Source organism: Sorangium sp. So ce1153, assembly GCF_051521595.1.
Taxonomy (GTDB): Bacteria; Myxococcota_A; Polyangia; order Polyangiales; family Polyangiaceae; genus Sorangium.
The window spans coordinates 13,314,737-13,330,881 of sequence record NZ_CP150361.1 but is presented as its reverse complement, the minus strand read 5'-3'; the positions used below and the strand labels follow the sequence as shown (position 1 = coordinate 13,330,881).

Below are 16,145 nucleotides of genomic sequence, written 5' to 3'. Positions count from 1 at the left end.
GAAACGCGCTCCGTCTGGTCCGGATTGGGTTACAGTCCTCAGTCCCAATGACTGTCGCGCTTCTCTCGATCGGGACTGAGCTCACCCGGGGCGAGATCATCAACACCAACGCGGCCTGGCTCGCTGCCGAGCTCACCGCAGCGGGCTTCACGGTCAGCGTGGCCAACACGGTCGACGATGACGTCGACCGCATCGCCGCCGCGGTTCGCCAGCTCGCGAGCGCGCACCGGCTGGTGATCGCCACCGGCGGCCTCGGGCCCACGACGGATGACCTCTCGGCGCTGGCCGCCGCGCGCGCGACCGGCACCGATCTCGTGCGCGACGAGAGCACGCTGCTCGCCATCCGCCGCCGCGTCGAGGGCCGTGGCAAGACGATGAACGCGGGCCACGAGAAGCAGGCCGAGGTCCCCGCCGGGTCGGAGATACTCCCGAACTCGTCCGGCACCGCCCCTGGCTTCGCGGTCCACCTCGGCGAGTCCACGGTCTTCTTCCTTCCCGGCGTGCCGCGGGAGATGAAGAGCATGTTCGCCGAGCAGGTGTTGCCGCGCGTGCGGCCGGCGGCTCCGAACAACACCTTCCAGGTCCGTCTTCGCACCTACGGTCTCCCCGAGTCCGCGCTGGGCGAGCTCCTGAGCGGCCTGGAGGAGGCCTATCCTGGCATCACGCTCGGCTACCGCGTGCATTACCCGGAGGTCGACGTGAAGGTCCACGCCCGCGCCGGCACGCACTCGATGGCCCACGAGCTGGCCCTGAAGGCGACCGCCGAGGCCCGCGAGCGGCTCGGCACGGCCGTGTACGGGGAGGGGGACGACGCCTTCCCGGAGATGGTCGGGCGCTCGGTGCGCGCCCGTGGCTGGCGGCTCGCCGTCTCCGAGTCGTGCACTGGCGGGCTGATCTCTCACCTGCTCACCAGCTACCCGGCGAGCGACTACCTGGTCGGCGCCGCGGTCACCTACGCGAACAGCGCCAAGACGCGGCTGCTCGGCGTCGCGGAGGACACCTTGCGCGGCCATGGCGCGGTGTCGGCCGAGGTCGCCGCCGAGATGGCCCAGGGGGTGCGCCGCCTCTGCGAGGTCGACGTGGGCATCTCCGTCACGGGCATCGCCGGCCCGACCGGCGGGACGGCGACCAAGCCGGTCGGCCTTTGCTACTGGGCCGTGTCCCACCCCGGTGGCCTCGTCGTCCGCGATCGCGTCTTCTCGGGCGATCGCGAGGAGGTCCAGCTCGGCGCCGCTTACGCCGTCCTGGACCTCCTCCGCCGCATCACCGGCAACCTGCCCGAACGCTGACGGAGCGCTGACGCGCGAGCGCGAAGCGCGTCAGTTGGGCGCTGCGCGCGTGAACGTCAGCGCGCCGCCCCCGCGGTCGATCCGCACCGTGTCTCCCTGCTTGAACTCGCCGCCGAGGATGCGCTTCGCGAGCTCGTCCTCGATGCTCCGCTGGATGGCGCGCTTCAGCGGCCTGGCGCCGTACTGCGGGTCCCACCCCTGCTCGATGAGGTAGCCCTTCGCCTCCGACGAGATGGTGAACAGCAGCCCCCGTCGATCCAGGCGCTTTCGCAGGAGATCGAGCTGGATATCGACGATCTTCTCCATCTGCTCGCGCGCCAGCCGCCGGAACACGATGAGATCGTCCAGGCGATTCAAGAACTCCGGACGGAAGTGCTTCCGCACCTCCTCGATGACGGCCCTCCTCACGAGCTCGGCCTTCTCGTCCGCCGGCAGGTTGGCGCGCTCCTCGATCGCCGCGGCCGCCGGCGTGCCGAGGTTCGATGTCAGGATGATGATCGTGTTCTTGAAATCGACCGTGTGCCCCTGCCCGTCGGTCAGGCGTCCATCGTCGAGCACCTGGAGGAGCGTATTCCAGATGTCCGGGTGGGCCTTCTCGATCTCGTCGAACAGCACCACGCTGTACGGCCGCCGGCGCACCGGCTCCGTGAGCTGACCGCCCTCCTCGTAGCCGACGTACCCGGGCGGCGCGCCGATCAGGCGGGCCACCGCGTGGCGCTCCCCGTACTCGCTCATGTCGAGCCGCACCATGGCCCGCTCGTCATCGAACAGGATCTCGGCGAGCGCGCGCGCGAGCTCGGTCTTGCCGACGCCCGTCGGCCCGAGGAACAGGAACGACCCGATCGGCCGCCGCTCGTCTCCGAGGCCTGCCCTCGAGCGCCGGATGGCGTTCGACACGGCGCGGAGCGCGTCCTCCTGGCCGACGACGCGCCGGCGCAGCTCCTCCTCGAGGCGCAGGAGCTTCTGCATCTCGCTCTCGAGCATCTTGGAGACGGGGATCCCGGTCCACTTCGACACGACAGCGGCGATGTCCTCGTCGGTGACCTCCTCCTTCAGGTAGCTCTGCCTCGACTGCACCTGCGCCAGGGTCGACCGGATCGACTCGAGCTTCTTCTCGATCTCCGGGATCCTGCCGTAGTGGATCTCCGCGGCGCGCCCGAGGTCGCCGGCGCGCTTCAGGCGCTCCTCCTCCAGCCTGAGCTCCTCGATCTGCGGCTTCAGCTGCCGCAGCTCCGAGATGAGCTCCTTCTCGCGCATCCACTGCGCCCGCATCGCGTCGCGCTGCCCCTGGAGCTCGGCGATCTCGCGCCGCACCTCGTCGAGCCGCGCCTTGCTCGCCTTGTCGCTCTCGCGCTTGAGCGCCTGCTCCTCCATCTGCAGCTTCAAGAGGTCGCGCTCGACCTGATCGATCGGCGTGGGCAGGCTGTCGATCTCCATGCGGATCTTCGACGCCGCCTCGTCGACGAGGTCGATCGCCTTGTCGGGCAGGAACCGCTCGGTGATGTACCGATTCGACAGGACGGCCGACGCCACGAGCGCCGCGTCCTGGATGCGGATCCCGTGGTGGACCTCGTACTTCTCCTTGAGTCCGCGGAGGATGGCGATGGTGTCCTCGACGCTCGGCTGCGAGACGAGCACCTGCTGGAACCGCCGCTCCAGCGCCGCGTCCTTCTCGATCCGCTTCCGGTACTCGTCGAGGGTGGTCGCGCCGATACACCGCAGCTCGCCGCGCGCCAGCGCGGGCTTCAGCATGTTGGCCGCGTCCATGGCGCCCTCGGCCGCCCCGGCGCCCACCAGGGTGTGGAGCTCGTCGATGAACAGGATGATACGCCCGTTCGAGCCCTCGATCTCCTTGAGCACGGCCTTGAGCCGGTCCTCGAACTCACCGCGGAACTTCGACCCTGCGACCATGGCGGCGAGGTCGAGCGCGGCGATCGTCTTGTCCTTGAGCGACTCGGGCACGTCGCCGGCCACGATCCGGTGCGCGATGCCCTCGACGATGGCTGTCTTGCCGACGCCGGGCTCGCCGATCAGGACCGGGTTGTTCTTGGTGCGGCGCGAGAGCACCTGGATCACGCGGCGGATCTCCTCGTCTCGGCCGATCACCGGGTCGATCTTGCCCTGTCGAGCGAGCTTCGTGAGGTCGCGCGTGTACTTCTCGAGCGCCTGGAACTTCCCCTCGGGGTCCCTGTCGGTCACGCGCTGGTTGCCGCGCACGGCCGCGAGCGACGCGAGCAGCTTGTCGTACGAGAGCCCCGCTCGCTCGAAGATCGCCTGGATCTCCTTGTCGGCCTTCACCCCGGCGAGCAGGACATGCTCTGTCGAGATGTACTCGTCCTTGAGCGACTTCGCCTCGTCCTCGGCCTTCTGCAGGACGGCGAGCGCGCGCCGCGACAGGCCCGGCTCGGCGCCCCCGCTCACGCGAGGATAGGTATCGATCTTCGCCTCGAGCAGGCGCAATAACCCCGCCGGGTCGGCGCCTGCCTTCTGCACCAGGGGAGCGCCGACGCCGCCGTCCTGGTCGACGATCGCCCGCACAAGGTGCTCGGGATAGAGTTCGGGGTTCCCCCGGCGACTGCCGAAATCGACAGCCTCTCGCACGGCCTCTTGGGCCTTCGTCGTCATTCGCTCGATTCTCATGGCACCTCGAAGCTAAGGCGCGTGCCTGGGCTAGCAAGGGGCCGGCCAAGCAAGCGGCTTGCCAGAGATACCGAGCGGACGTAGCGGAGGTTCGATGCAGCATCGGCGCCGCGTCAACCCCCGGGCGGCGCCGCGAGCGCGGGGCCGGGGTCGATCGACAGCGCCCTTCCGGCGCGGGGCTCGACGCGCCCCGCGCCGCGAGCGCCGGGGTCAGATGTCGAGGTTCTTCACGTTGAGCGCGTTCTGCTCGATGAAGTTGCGGCGCGGCTCGACCTGATCCCCCATGAGGATGGTGAAGAGCTCGTCCGTCTTCACCGCGTCGTCGATGCGGACTTGCAGGAGAGTCCGCGCATCCGGGTTCATCGTCGTTTCCCAGAGCTCGTCGGCGTTCATCTCGCCAAGGCCCTTGTAACGGCTGATCGCGATACCCTTCTTGCCCCGCTCTTCGATGTACTCGACGAGCGCCTCCCCGTTCTCGATCGTCTCCTCGCCGCTCGAGGTGCGGGCCCGGTACGGGGGCGCGCCGATGGAGCGGAGGTCCTGCTCGATGGACCAGGCCTCCTGGTACTCCGGCGAGTTCACCAGATCCCAGTCGATCACGCTCCTCCGAGCGCTCGCGCCGGGCCGCGGCACGACCTCGATGCGGCTCGTCCCGTGCTCGGTGTCGCGGGGCGTCGCCAGCGTGAGCGGGAACAGGTCCGGGTAGCGCTGCTTCAGGTAGGCGCGGAGCTCGTCGGCGGCCGCGGCGACCTTCTTGGTCTCGCGCAGGTCGTCCCGGCCGAGCCCGCTCGACCGCAGCACCGCCGCCACGATCCGCGCGTCACAGCGCTTGTCGATGTTGGAGAGCACGGCGCGGAAGCGCTTCAGCCGCTGCGCGAGCCGGTAGAGCGGCTGGCCCAGGATGCCCGTCTGAGCGCCGCTGGCGACGATCTCGAGCCCGTCCACGGCGTTGCCCACGAGGAACTCGTCGAGCGCGGCCTGGTCCTTGAGGTACAGGTCCCGCTTGCCCTTGCGCACGCGGTAGAGCGGCGGCTGCGCGATGAACAGGTACCCCTTCTCCATGATCTCCGGCATCTGCCGGAAGAAGAAGGTCAAGAGCAGCGTGCGGATGTGGGAGCCGTCGACGTCGGCGTCCGTCATCAGGATGATCTTGTGGTAGCGGAGCTTGTCGACCTCGAAGCCGCCCGCGTCATTGATCCCGCAGCCGAGCGCGGTGATCAGCGTGCCGACCTCCGCGGAGCTCAGCATCCGGTCGAGCCGCGCCCGCTCGACGTTCAGGATCTTGCCCTTGAGCGGGAGGATCGCCTGGAAGTGCCGGTCGCGCCCCATCTTCGCGCTGCCGCCGGCGCTCTCGCCCTCGACGATGTAGATCTCGCTCTTCTCCGGGTCCTTCGACTGGCAGTCGGCGAGCTTGCCCGAGAGCGACGTCACGTCGAGCGAGCCCTTGCGGATCACCTCGCGCGCCTTCCGCGCCGCCTCGCGCGCCTTGGCCGCGACGACCGCCTTCTCGATGATCTTCTTCGCGCTCTGCGGGTTCTCCTCGAAGTACTGCGCGAGCTTGTCGCTGACGGCGGCCTCGACGATGCCCTTGACCTCGCTGGAGACGAGCTTCGATTTCGTCTGCGAGTCGAACGACGGGTCCGGGTGCTTGATGCTGAGCACGCACGTCAGCCCCTCGCGCGCGTCCTCGCCCTGGAGGCCCTGCTTCAGCTCCTTGAAGAGGTTGTGCGCGCTCCCGTAGTTGTTGATCGTCTTGGTGAGCGCGGCGCGGAGCCCGGTGAGGTGGGTGCCGCCGTCCCGGTTGTGGACGTTGTTCGTGTAACAGAAGATCGCCTCCGTGTAGGAGCCGTTCCACTGCAGGGCGACCTCCACGCCGACCGGCGGCGGCGCCGAGCTCCCGCGGCCGTTCGCGCCCTCGCCCGAGGCCCCGATCTCGGCTTGCGTGACGAAGCTGATCACGTCGTCGTGAATCGGCTCCTTGGTCTTGTTGAGGAGCGAGACGAACTCCGCGATGCCGCCCTTGTACTCGTAGGCTTCCGCCCTCCCGTCGGGGCGCTGGTCGTCGAGGTGGATGACGAGCCCGGCGTTCAGGAAGGCGAGCTCGCGCAGGCGGCTCGCGAGGATGTCGAAGCTGAACTCGACGGTGCTGAAGATGACCGGATCGGGCTTGAAGGAGATCTTCGTCCCCGTCTTGTCCGTCACGCCGATCGCCTTGAGGGGCGCCTTCGGCGCGCCCCGGGCGTACTCCTGAAACCAGAGCTTCCCCTCGCGCTTGATCTCGACCTTCAGCCACTCCGAGACGGCGTTCACGGCGCTCACGCCGACGCCGTGCAGGCCCGCGGAGACCTTGTAGCTGGAGTTGTCGAACTTCCCGCCGGCGTGGAGGACGGTCATGACGACCTCGGCGGCGCTCACGCCCTTGGCGTGCATCCCGACCGGGATCCCGCGGCCGTTGTCCTCGATGGAGACCGACCCGTCGAAGTGAACGGTGACCCTGATCTCGGTGCAGGCGCCGGCGAGGTGCTCGTCGACGGCGTTGTCCACGGCCTCCCAGACGAGGTGATGCAGCCCGGATCCGTCGTGCACATCGCCGATGTACATGCCGGGGCGCTTTCGCACCGCTTCAAGGCCTTCGAGCGCCGTGATGCTGTGGGCGTCGTAAGACGGCTTGGTGAGGTCGGTCGGCTGGCTCAGGGTGGGTTCCGTCATCTCGGTCCTGGGGTCGCGCCCGCCGCCTCTCACCGGGGGGCGCAGAGCGGCGGAGGCCGCTCGGATTGCCGGATTTCTTGCAGTGGAGGGGCCGGCTCGATGGCAGCTCGTCGGGTGGGACCCGGAGGCCGCGGCCGCGGCGCCGGATCGAGACAGGGGCCACGAACGATCATGCGCGGACCGCTCGTCGATGCCCCCGTAAAGACCGCGGAAATGTAGCCGAAATCAGGGGCTCGGGCAAGCGTTTCGCCGGGTCCGGAAGGCTCGTAACACCGTATTTTCAGCGGCTCGCGCGGGCGCGTCCGGAGCATTCGAACTCGCGCGCTGGGGGGCGGGATCAACGCGTCTCTTGACCGTCGCGCGGTCGCGGTGCCGTGTCGGCGCGCCGTGTCAGGGCCCCTGCGGAGCCGCCGCCTGGCGCCGCGTGGGCGCGCCTGGACGCCGCGCGGCCGCGGCGCGCGTCAGCTGAGGGCGCCGCCCTCGACCTGGAAATCGCGCCGTTCCGAGGAAGCGATGCCCGGGGTGACGATGAGATCGCGCCGCGTGGTCGTCAGGAACACCTGCCCGCGCGCCAGCCCGAGGAACGTGAACAGCGCCGCGGTCCGATCCGGGTCGAGCTCGCTCGACACATCATCGAGCAGGAGGATCGGTTCTACGCCCCGGACGGAAGCGATGGCAGCCGTCTCGGCTGCCTTGAGCGAGAGGGTGAGGGCCCGGTGCTGCCCCTGGGACGCGACGACGCGGGCGGGGTGCCCGTCGAGCTCGAGCGCGAGGTCGTCGCGGTGGGGCCCGAAGCCGGCGCTCGGCCGGTGGGCGTCGCGCCGGCGGTGCTCGCGCAGCGCTGCGCGCGCCTCCTCGGCGTCGCCGGAGCCGCCCGGCGCGTAGCGCGCGGCCAGCGTCAGGTCCGGCGCCGCGATGCGGGCGAACGCGTGCGCGAGCTCCGGCGCCAGCGCCTGCACGGCGGCCTCGCGGGCGCGGGTCAGCGCCGCGCCGTGGAGGGCGCAGAGCTCCTCGAAGGCATCGAGCTCGGAGCTCGCCTGCGCCGACGCGCCCGCGCCGCGGTGGAGCAGCTCGTGGCGCGCGCGGAGCGCCTGCGCGTAGCGGGCGCGGTGGTCTGCGCTCTGCGGGTCCATGAACAGCGCCAGGCGATCGAGCAGCGTGCGCCGCGCGCTCGCGGGTCCTGTCGACAGCGCGAGCTCCTCCGTGTGGAAGGCGACGACCGGCGAGCGCGTCGCGAAGCTCGCGAGGCTCGGGGGCCGGTTGCCGTCGATCCGCACGACGCAGCGCTTCTGCTCCACCGCCGCCGTCTGCTCGCGCGCGAGCGGCGCGAGCGCGTCCCGGCGCTCGACGAAGCGGGCCCGCGCGCTCGCGACGGCGGCACCGTGGCGGACGAGTTCTGCAGCGCGCGCGGTGCGGAAGCTCCTCGACGTGGCGGCGAAGTAGATCGCCTCGAGCAGGCTCGTCTTGCCCTGCCCGTTGTTGCCGGCGATGACGTTGAGGCGCGGCGCGGGCTCGACGTCCACGCGCTCGAGGTTCCGGAACTCGCGGATAGTGAGCCGCTCGAGGAGCAGGCTCGGGGTTCGTCCCGTGAGCTCGTCGGGGGGCGCGTTCAAATCCGCATCGGCATGATGACGGCGACGTAGCTCTGCTGGTTCGACTCGCTGCCGGGCCGGAGCACGGCCGGGTCGAGCTCCCCGGAGATGCCGAGGACGACCTCCTCGTCGTCGATGGCGGCGAGCACGTCGAGGAAGTACTTGGCGTTGAAGCCGATGGTGACCTCGGGCCCGTTGTAGTCCACGGGCAGCTCGTCGAAGCCGGCGCCGGTGTCCGGGCTTTCGCTGGTGATGCGGAGCGTCCCCGGCGCGATCGACAGCTTCACGCCGCCGGTGCGGTCGTTCGCGGCGAGCGCGATGGCCTTGAGCGCCTCGGCGAACGCGACGCGGGGCGCGCGGACCGAGCGCTCCGTGACCGACGGGATGACCTGCTGGTACGGGGGGAACTGCGCGTCGACGAGCTTCACCGAGAACTGCATCCCGGCGATGTTGAAGAACGCGTTCGGCCCGCTCTGCGTGATGGCGACCATCGGGGTCTCCTTCTCGGCGCGCGCCTCCTCGGCGAGCCGGCGGAGCTCGCTGATCGCCTTGAGCGGGATGAGCATCGTGGCCGTCGCGGAGCTGCCGGAGACGGTCGCCTCCATCTTGGACAGGCGGTGGCCGTCGGTGGTCACCATCCTGACGCGATCGCCGGCCCACTCGAACAGGGCGCTGTTGACGTGGGCGCGCGTCTCGTCGGTCGAGATCGAGAAGTGCGTGCGCGTGATCAGCAGCGCGAGCTGCTCGACGGGCAGCTCCAGCGAGGGCGCGTCCTGCGCCGGGGCGGGCAGCTGCGGGAACTCCGAGCCGGGCAGCCCGGGGAGGGTGTAGCGGCGCGGCGAGCCGACCGCCTTGAGCGACGTGTGCGCGCCCTCGGTGGTGGTGATCTGGACCGGGCCATCGGGCATGGCCTTCACGCGCTCGAGCAGGTCCCTGGCCGGGACCGCGACCGAGCCGCCGGTCTTGATCTCCGCGTGCGTCTGGCCAGTCACCCCGAGGTACAGGTCGGTCGCAGCGACGCGGACGGCGTTGCCCTCTGCGGCGAGCAGGACGTTGGCGAGCGCTGGCATGGCGCTCTTCTTGTCCGCTACGCCTTGGCAGCGCGCGACGAGGCGAAGCAGATCTTTTTTGGGGATCACAAGGTCCATGGCCGACTCCGGAGCCGCTCCCTTTAGCAGGGTTATCGTCCGGGCGTGGACCGGAAATGATCGCTCCGGTGACCTTGCGCGACGCCTCTTCTTTCCATGAAATAGATAGGTAAAGACAACGTCTTCGTCGTAGGCGCTGTGGAGGGCGGGGATAACTCAGAATGCCGAGCAATTCTCATCACTTGGAAGCGAGCGCCCTGGGGTAAATGGACCGTCCTCAGGGGTAGGAGGACAGGGGATAGCTGACGGGCAGCGCTTCTCCACCGCTTTGTCCCCAGGGTTCTCGATGGGGTTATCCCCAAGATCCCCCGCGACGAATGCGGGAATAGGTAGCCGAGCACAGCCGCCGCGCGCTGTCCTGATGCGCTGTGCAGTTCCGAGCGGCGCCTGGATGGAGTATTTCAAAATGTACGGACTTGAGTTCGGTGCGCTGCGTCCATTGCGGTAACCACCACGACGTTGCGGCGGTCGTGTGTCCAGCGACCGGACTCGTCGTTGACGGGGGCGGGGCTCCGTCCTCGCGCGGGGCGAGGCGAGCGGCGGCTCCGCTCGAGCCTGTTCCACGATCCGCGGCCTCTCCGCCGAGGCCGGCGCCTGCTTCCCGCCGGAATGGATCCGCCGCGGAGCCTCGACCGGCGCCGGGAGCGCCCCCGCCGCCTCCGCAGCGTCGCGCCCTGGCGTCCCGCCCCCCGCTGCCGTCGAGCGCCGGTTCGCGGATCACGGCCTGGCCGACGGGCGACGCCGTGAGCGCGAGCTCGTTCAGCCGCTCGCTGCTCGGCCATGTGATCGGCGACAAGTACGGGGTCACGGCGATCATCGGGGAGGGCGGCATGGGCGCGGTCTACGAGGCCGAGCACCTCCAGATCGGGCGGCTGGTCGCCGTCAAGGTGATGCACCCGCGCGAGACGCAGAAGCGCGAGGCGGTCTCGAGGTTGGAGCACGAGGCGCGCATCGCGGGGCGGATCGGTCACCCGAACATCTGCGAGGTGTACGACATGGGCCGGCTCCCCGACGGCAGCCCGTACCTCGTGATGGAGCGGCTGCGCGGGGAGACGCTGGCGCAGCGGATCGAGCGCTGCGGTACCGTGCCGCCGAGCGAGCTCGTCGACATCATGCTCCAGGTCCTCTCGGCCCTCGTGACCGCGCACGAGCGCGGGATCGTTCACCGTGACCTGAAGCCGGAGAACATTTTCCTTTCGGAGCGAGCAGGCATGTTGCCCATTGCCAAGCTGCTCGATTTCGGCATCTCCCAGGCCGCGGGCGTGGACGGGACGATGGATCTGACCCGCACCGGCATGGTGATGGGCACGCCCTACTACATGGCGCCCGAGCAGGCTCGAGGGGACGTGGAGCTTGACCACCGGCTCGATCTGTGGGCTGTGGGCGTGATCCTGTACGAGGCGCTGACGGGTCAGCGCCCATTCGTGGCGCGCAACTACAACGCCCTGCTCGTACAGATCCTCACCATCTGGCACCGCCCGGTGACCGAGCTGGATCCGACGGTTCCCCCTGGCCTTTCACGTCTGGTAGATCGCGCCCTGGCCAAGGCGCGGGAGGAGCGGTTCCAGAGCGCGCGGGAGTTCCAGGAGGCGCTACGTCGCTTCAGGAACCAGGCGCCGGTCTCGCAGCGGCGCCGGCCGGAGCGCCTCGCTGTGCGGAGCATCGTCGAGGAGACGAACGACGACGCGACGATGATGTTCTCTCGACTCGGGGGCGACAGGGGCGCGGCCGATGCCGGCAATGTGGTCGTCGCGACCTCGCGCAAGGCGGCGGAGCCTGGGCGGCAGGGGTCGCGGCCGGCAGTCGGCAACGGCCTGCAGCTGCGCCATAGCGTGTGGCCGTCGCGGGTTCTCGACACGGGGGTCGGCAGCGTTCCTGCGCGCCGGCGGAGCGAGCCGGCCCCTGAGATGGTGGATGCGCAGTACCGGGAGGATGAGACGGAGGACAGGCCGACGATCCCGTCGCTGGGCCCGGTGGGGAAGGGCGCGGAGCTCTTGGAGGACACCGAGGCGACCGTCGTCGATCCGCCTCCATTTCCGGAAGACATGCCGACGGTCGTCCGGGGTGAGGGGCGCGCGCGAGGCGGCGACCAGGGCTGACAGAAGCGTGAGCACAGGAGCGAGGTGAGCGCTGTGGATACGGTCGAGCGCGTGGTGGCGCGTGGCGTCGTGAAGACGTACGGCACGACGGCGGCGCTGCGTGGGGTGAACGCGACCATCGAGGCAGGGCGTTTGACGCTCATCGAAGGCGCGAACGGGTCGGGCAAGTCGACGCTGCTCGGCATCCTCGGCACGGTGGTTCGTCCCACGTCGGGCACGGTCCTCTACGAGCCTTTCGGAGAGGATGCCGGTCTGGCCCGCGGCACCATCGGATGGTTGTCGCACGAGTCGCTGGCGTATCCGGATCTCTCCGGCCGGCAGAATGTCGAGCTGGCGGCGCGTTTCCACGGGCTCGACGCCCAGGAGGCGTGGCGTCACGCGGAGGAGCGCTTCGAGCTGGGGAGCTTCGCGCTAAGGCCTCTCCGCACGTGCTCGCGCGGCCAGCGGCAGCGCATCGCGCTGGCGCGAGCGCTCGTGCATCATCCGTCGCTGGTGCTGCTGGACGAGCCCACCACGGGCCTGGACCGCTCCGGGGTAGCGCGGCTGCTCACCGTGGTTGAGGCGGAGGTGGCGCGAGGCGCCGCCGTGGTCGTTGTGTCGCATGAGCCGGAGGTCTTCCGAGCTCGGGCTGCCGCCCGTCTGGTGCTGGAGCGGGGGCGCGTCGTCACCGACGCCTCGTGAGCCCTGGAGAAGTGTCCCCGCTGTTTCACGTGAAACAACGATCGGATGATCGTCTGCGCGACGGTCGACCGGACCTGCCCGAAGTCGACCGGCGCTGACATCCGCCACCGTGCTGGCACCCTCATGCGACTGTAGGACCGCCGGACAGCCGCGAGCATGGCGATGGAGGTGAGCCCGGAATGAGCCTGGAGGTAATGCCTCCTCGTTCTCGCGTCTCGAGCATGACCCGTGCATTTGCAGACGTGCTCGACACTGCAGCGAAGATCCGGGACACGACACCTCCCGCAAACAGACTGAGAAGTGACGTGTCTGCTCGTGGAGCGCTCTGATGGAGGTGACGATGGGACCGATGCGCCCTCGGGAGTCGGCTATGCGCGCCACGAGCACCAAACGCTTCCGCAGCCTCCGCGCTACCAGAACCCGCTGCCGCGGCATCTGGCGGTACAGGCCGTGCGTCTGACAGCGCGCGGCCCTTTACAGCGAACCCCATCACGACGCGCCGCCCGTCGAGCCACGGCAAGCCGATCTCGGCCGCATTGAACCGTTGGACCAGCGGGCGGGACCACGTTCGACGCGGCAGGAAGGCCAGCACGACGAGCAGGTTCGAGGGCGTGAGATCAGGTCGGCGTCGCACCTCAGGACCCAGCGGCACAACGTGCGCGGGTGGGCGAAGTGAAAGCGACGGAAAAGGGTATCGCCCAGGGCGCGGAGCGTGTTCCGGGCGAGCGCAGCGATCCAGGCGCAGAGCGCGAGCGGTCCTTGGCAAAATTCAGGACGGTCGGGCCGATGGCGCCTGGGGTAACTCCACGCTTCCCAGCGTCCTGGCCATCGTGCGCTCCGCGACGCGGCTCAGGGCGAGCGCGGTCGGCAGCAGGAAGAGGGCGCCCTCGACGTGGGTGCGCCCGATGAGGTGGGCGCGCGACGTGCGCGTCCGCGCGATCGTGAACCGGGCGAAAAGACGTAGAGGCCCTGAGCGTCAAGAAACCGCGGAGCGTCTGCTGCTCGATGTCGATGCCGAGCTCGCGCGCGATGAACGCGACCACCTCGGGCTGAGTGCCTCGCTGGCGGCCGACGAGGTACCTCGTGATCCGACCGGGCATGCCCCGGGTGCAGCCGCGGTTGCCGATGTCGCCCGAGCTCCGCTCAGATTGATTTGCGCACCTGGTGGGCCGAGAGCGTACGCACCGTGCGCATGGTCCGGTCGGTGCGACCAACCGCCGCGCCCACTTGTGCGGCTGTCGGGCCCACGTCCGCATGCGGAAGGAAGCAAGCTGCGCTTCAGCGAGCGACGCCACCGTTCGGGAGCGTTGCGCGGCACCATCATGTTCTCCGAGCTGAGCTGAGTGTCTCGAGAGGTCGGCCTTGGTGCGCATCGGCGCATCGGGAACGCCGACAGGTTCAGCATCACCGGAGCCGTCGACAGGGGCGGTGCGACGCGGCCGTCGGGCCCACGTCCGCATGCAGAAGGAAGCAAGCTGCGCTTCAGCGAGCGATGCCAGCGTGCGGGAGCGTCGCGCGGCACCACCATGTTCTCCGAGCTGAGCAGTGTGCCTCGAGAGGTCGGCCTTGGTGCGCATCGGCGATCGGGAGCGCCGACAGATTCAGCATCACCGGAGCCGTCGACAGGGGCGGTGCGACGCGGCCGTCGGGCCCACGTCCGCATGCGGGAGGAAGCAAGCTGCGCTTCAGCAAGCGACGCCAGCGTACGGGAGCGTCGCGCGGCACCACCATGTTCTCCGAGCTGAGCTGAGTGCCTCGAGAGGTCAGCCTTGGTGCGCGTCGACGCATCGGGAGCGCCGACGGGTTCAGCATCACCGGAGCCGTCGACAGGGGCGGTGCGAGTGTCCGCACCGCCCGCAGAACAGCACGACGACGTACCACGCCGTGCGCGCGCACCGGGCTTGGGTTGCTCAACCTGGGTCCACCAGGGGAGAGAAGCACGGCGACGCTCTCGGCGTGGGTCGCAAGACGTTCTCCCGCGCGCAGCACGAGCGACGCGGTCGCAGGTCGAACGCGAGGAGACAGCTCGCCTTACCGGACTGTAAGGAGAGGGGGAGGGGAGGGGAGCACAGATCCGCGGAGCCGTACGGCGTCTCCTCGGGTCCGAGGAGGGCACCTTTGCACGGGCCGCGTCGGCTTGCTCAGAGACCGAGGCGCGTCAGGACAAGCTGCGCGGCGGCGCGCGAAGGCGGCGCTGTGGGATCGGCGCGGGGCATCGCAACGACGCCCGAGCTGATGCCGAGCGCCTCGAGCTCACCGGCGTTGGTGCCGGTGGACGCATCGGGAGCAGCCGGCGGGTTCAGCACTACCAGCGCCGGCGGCAGGCGAGGCACGAGCGTCCTCAAGGCCAGCAAACAGCAAGCGACCTCGTGGAGGATGCCCAGCCGGTCCAGGCCAACCAGCACGAGGGCGTCGGGTGCCAGGGCGCGAACCAGGTCCGCGTTGGTCAACCCGGGGCCGAGCGGGGAGAGGAGCGCGCCGGCGCTCTCGACGATCGCCAGCGACGCCTGCTGCCGGTCCACCCAGGCGATCGCGTGCTCCAGCGAGATGGCGCGGCCGCTGCGCCGGGCGGCGAGGTGAGGGGAAAGCGGCTCCGGAAAACGATACGGCGCCAGGTCAGGGCGGACCGAGCTGACGAGGGCGAGCTGATCGGCATCCGTGATGGAGGTGCCGTCCACGCCCGACTCGATCGGCTTCAGACCGCAAACGCTGACGCCTCGAGCTGCGAGCGCGGCAACCAGGGCCACGGACGCATGCGTCTTGCCCACCCCGGTCCCGGTTCCGACGACCGCGACCCGCTGCTGCCCTGTTTCACGTGAAACAGCTCGGCCCCTCATCGCATCGCCTCGCGGAACCCCGCCAGGGCGCGCTCGACGTCGGTCTCGGAGAGCGATGCGCTCGCCGTGATGCGGAGCCGCGAGGTGCCGGTCGGAACGGTCGGCGGTCGGATCGCCTGGACCAGGACACCCTCCCTGGCCAGCCGCTGGGACATCTCCACCGCCGCCCCCGCCGACTCCAGGATCCAGGGGAGGATGGGCCCCGACGACCCTGGAAGCAGCGGGGCTCCGAGCGCGCGCAGTCCAGCTCGGAGCCGGTCGGTGGCCATCGCCAGCCGCGCTCGACCCGCATCGTCGGCCGCCGCTCGACCGACGCGATCCACCGCGGCGAGCGCCACCACGGGGCTGATCCCGGTCGAGAAAACGAAGCTCCTGGCGCGGTTCCAGAGGTAAGTCCGCAGCGTCGCGGAGCCCGCCACGAAGGCGCCGTGGAGCCCGAGCGACTTGCCGAGCGTGCCGACGAGGACGTCCGGGCGCACGCCAGACTCGGCGCACAGGCCGGTACCGCGCGGCCCGCAGATGCCGAGGGCATGCGCCTCGTCGACCATCAGCGCGGCGTCGTGTCGATCGCAGAGCTCACGAAGGCGCCGCAGGTCGGGCGTGTCCCCATCCATGCTGAAGAGTGATTCGGTGACGACCCAACGACGGCGCGCGCTCTGACCACGCACGAGGGCACGCTCGGTCGCCTCCAGGTCCAGGTGGCGTACGACCTCCACCGTCGCGCCCGAGAGGCGGCAACCGTCGATGATCGATGCGTGGTTGAGCGCGTCCGACACGATGACATCCCCGCGCCTGGCCAGCGCGGCAACGGTGCCGACGTTGGCTGCGTACCCCGACGAAAACAGCAGCGCCGCCTCCGTCCCGAGCCATCCGGCGATCGCTCCCTCGGCCATGAGGTGGGCCTCATGGTTCCCGCTCACGAGGCGGGACGCGCCGGCACCGCTCGAGATGCTGTCGCCCACGGAGCAGGGAAGGCCGGCGTAGCCCAGATAGTCGTTGGAGCACAGCACCAGCATCCCAGCGGGCGCAGCGGCAGCGGGAGGCGCGCGGAGAAGGCCCGCGCGTCTCAGCTCGGCGAGCTCGTCCTCGAGATGGCGAAGGGCGTTGAGTCCTTCGGCTTGTAGGAGGCGGGGGATACGAGGAGCTTCAT

General features: G+C 69.9%; 9 protein-coding genes. 3 read left to right on the top strand and 6 right to left on the bottom strand.

The features are described 5' to 3' along the window. Positions 1-47: 47 nt before the first annotated feature. Entirely contained in the window at positions 48-1,289 is a 1,242-nt protein-coding gene (locus WME85_RS48595; RefSeq protein WP_437831876.1) for a CinA family nicotinamide mononucleotide deamidase-related protein, read from the top strand. Between the two features lie 30 nt (positions 1,290-1,319). Here the strand turns inward: WME85_RS48595 and clpB are convergent, their stop codons facing one another. The 4 genes from clpB to dnaN form a co-directional block, all read right to left on the bottom strand. Continuing rightward, positions 1,320-3,929 (bottom strand): ATP-dependent chaperone ClpB, encoded by a 2,610-nt coding sequence (gene clpB / locus WME85_RS48590; RefSeq protein ID WP_437831874.1) that lies wholly within the window; start codon positions 3,927-3,929, stop codon positions 1,320-1,322. Positions 3,930-4,139: 210 nt separating this feature from the next. Continuing rightward, complete coding sequence (gyrB, locus tag WME85_RS48585; RefSeq protein ID WP_437831872.1) at positions 4,140-6,638, bottom strand: DNA topoisomerase (ATP-hydrolyzing) subunit B; 2,499 nt, start codon at positions 6,636-6,638, stop codon at positions 4,140-4,142. Positions 6,639-7,099: 461 nt separating this feature from the next. After that, positions 7,100-8,251 carry a DNA replication/repair protein RecF gene (gene recF / locus WME85_RS48580; protein ID WP_437831869.1) on the bottom strand — a complete coding sequence of 384 codons (1,152 nt, stop codon included), beginning with the start codon at positions 8,249-8,251 and terminating at the stop codon, positions 7,100-7,102. Then, positions 8,248-9,378 (bottom strand): DNA polymerase III subunit beta, encoded by a 1,131-nt coding sequence (dnaN, locus tag WME85_RS48575; RefSeq protein WP_437831866.1) that lies wholly within the window; start codon positions 9,376-9,378, stop codon positions 8,248-8,250. The genes recF and dnaN overlap by 4 nt, the downstream gene beginning before the upstream one ends. A 743-nt stretch (positions 9,379-10,121) precedes the next feature. On the opposite strand from dnaN, the gene WME85_RS48570 reads away from it, so the two are divergent. Both WME85_RS48570 and WME85_RS48565 read left to right on the top strand, forming a co-directional pair. Beyond that, positions 10,122-11,477, top strand: coding sequence for a serine/threonine-protein kinase (locus tag WME85_RS48570; RefSeq protein WP_437831864.1), 1,356 nt, complete (start codon positions 10,122-10,124; stop codon positions 11,475-11,477). Between the two features lie 33 nt (positions 11,478-11,510). Then, a complete protein-coding gene (locus tag WME85_RS48565) occupies positions 11,511-12,158 on the top strand; it encodes an ATP-binding cassette domain-containing protein (RefSeq protein WP_437831862.1) in 648 nt (215 codons plus the stop codon). Positions 12,159-14,299: 2,141 nt separating this feature from the next. Here WME85_RS48565 and bioD read toward each other — a convergent pair. Continuing rightward, positions 14,300-14,995, bottom strand: coding sequence for an ATP-dependent dethiobiotin synthetase BioD (bioD, locus tag WME85_RS48560; RefSeq protein ID WP_437831860.1), 696 nt, complete (start codon positions 14,993-14,995; stop codon positions 14,300-14,302). After that, entirely contained in the window at positions 14,992-16,011 is a 1,020-nt protein-coding gene (locus WME85_RS48555) for an aminotransferase class I/II-fold pyridoxal phosphate-dependent enzyme (RefSeq protein WP_437831857.1), read from the bottom strand. The genes bioD and WME85_RS48555 overlap by 4 nt, the downstream gene beginning before the upstream one ends. Positions 16,012-16,145 lie beyond the last annotated feature (134 nt).

Excerpts from the sequence above, each read along its gene's own strand:
- WME85_RS48595 (WP_437831876.1), top strand. The coding sequence starts at position 48 with ATGACTGTCGCGCTTCTCTCGATCGGGACTGAGCTCACCCGGGGCGAG.
- clpB (WP_437831874.1), bottom strand. The coding sequence starts at position 3,929 with ATGAGAATCGAGCGAATGACGACGAAGGCCCAAGAGGCCGTGCGAGAG.
- gyrB (WP_437831872.1), bottom strand. The coding sequence starts at position 6,638 with ATGACGGAACCCACCCTGAGCCAGCCGACCGACCTCACCAAGCCGTCT.
- dnaN (WP_437831866.1), bottom strand. The coding sequence starts at position 9,378 with ATGGACCTTGTGATCCCCAAAAAAGATCTGCTTCGCCTCGTCGCGCGC.
- bioD (WP_437831860.1), bottom strand. The coding sequence starts at position 14,995 with ATGAGGGGCCGAGCTGTTTCACGTGAAACAGGGCAGCAGCGGGTCGCG.
- WME85_RS48555 (WP_437831857.1), bottom strand. The coding sequence starts at position 16,011 with ATGCTGGTGCTGTGCTCCAACGACTATCTGGGCTACGCCGGCCTTCCC.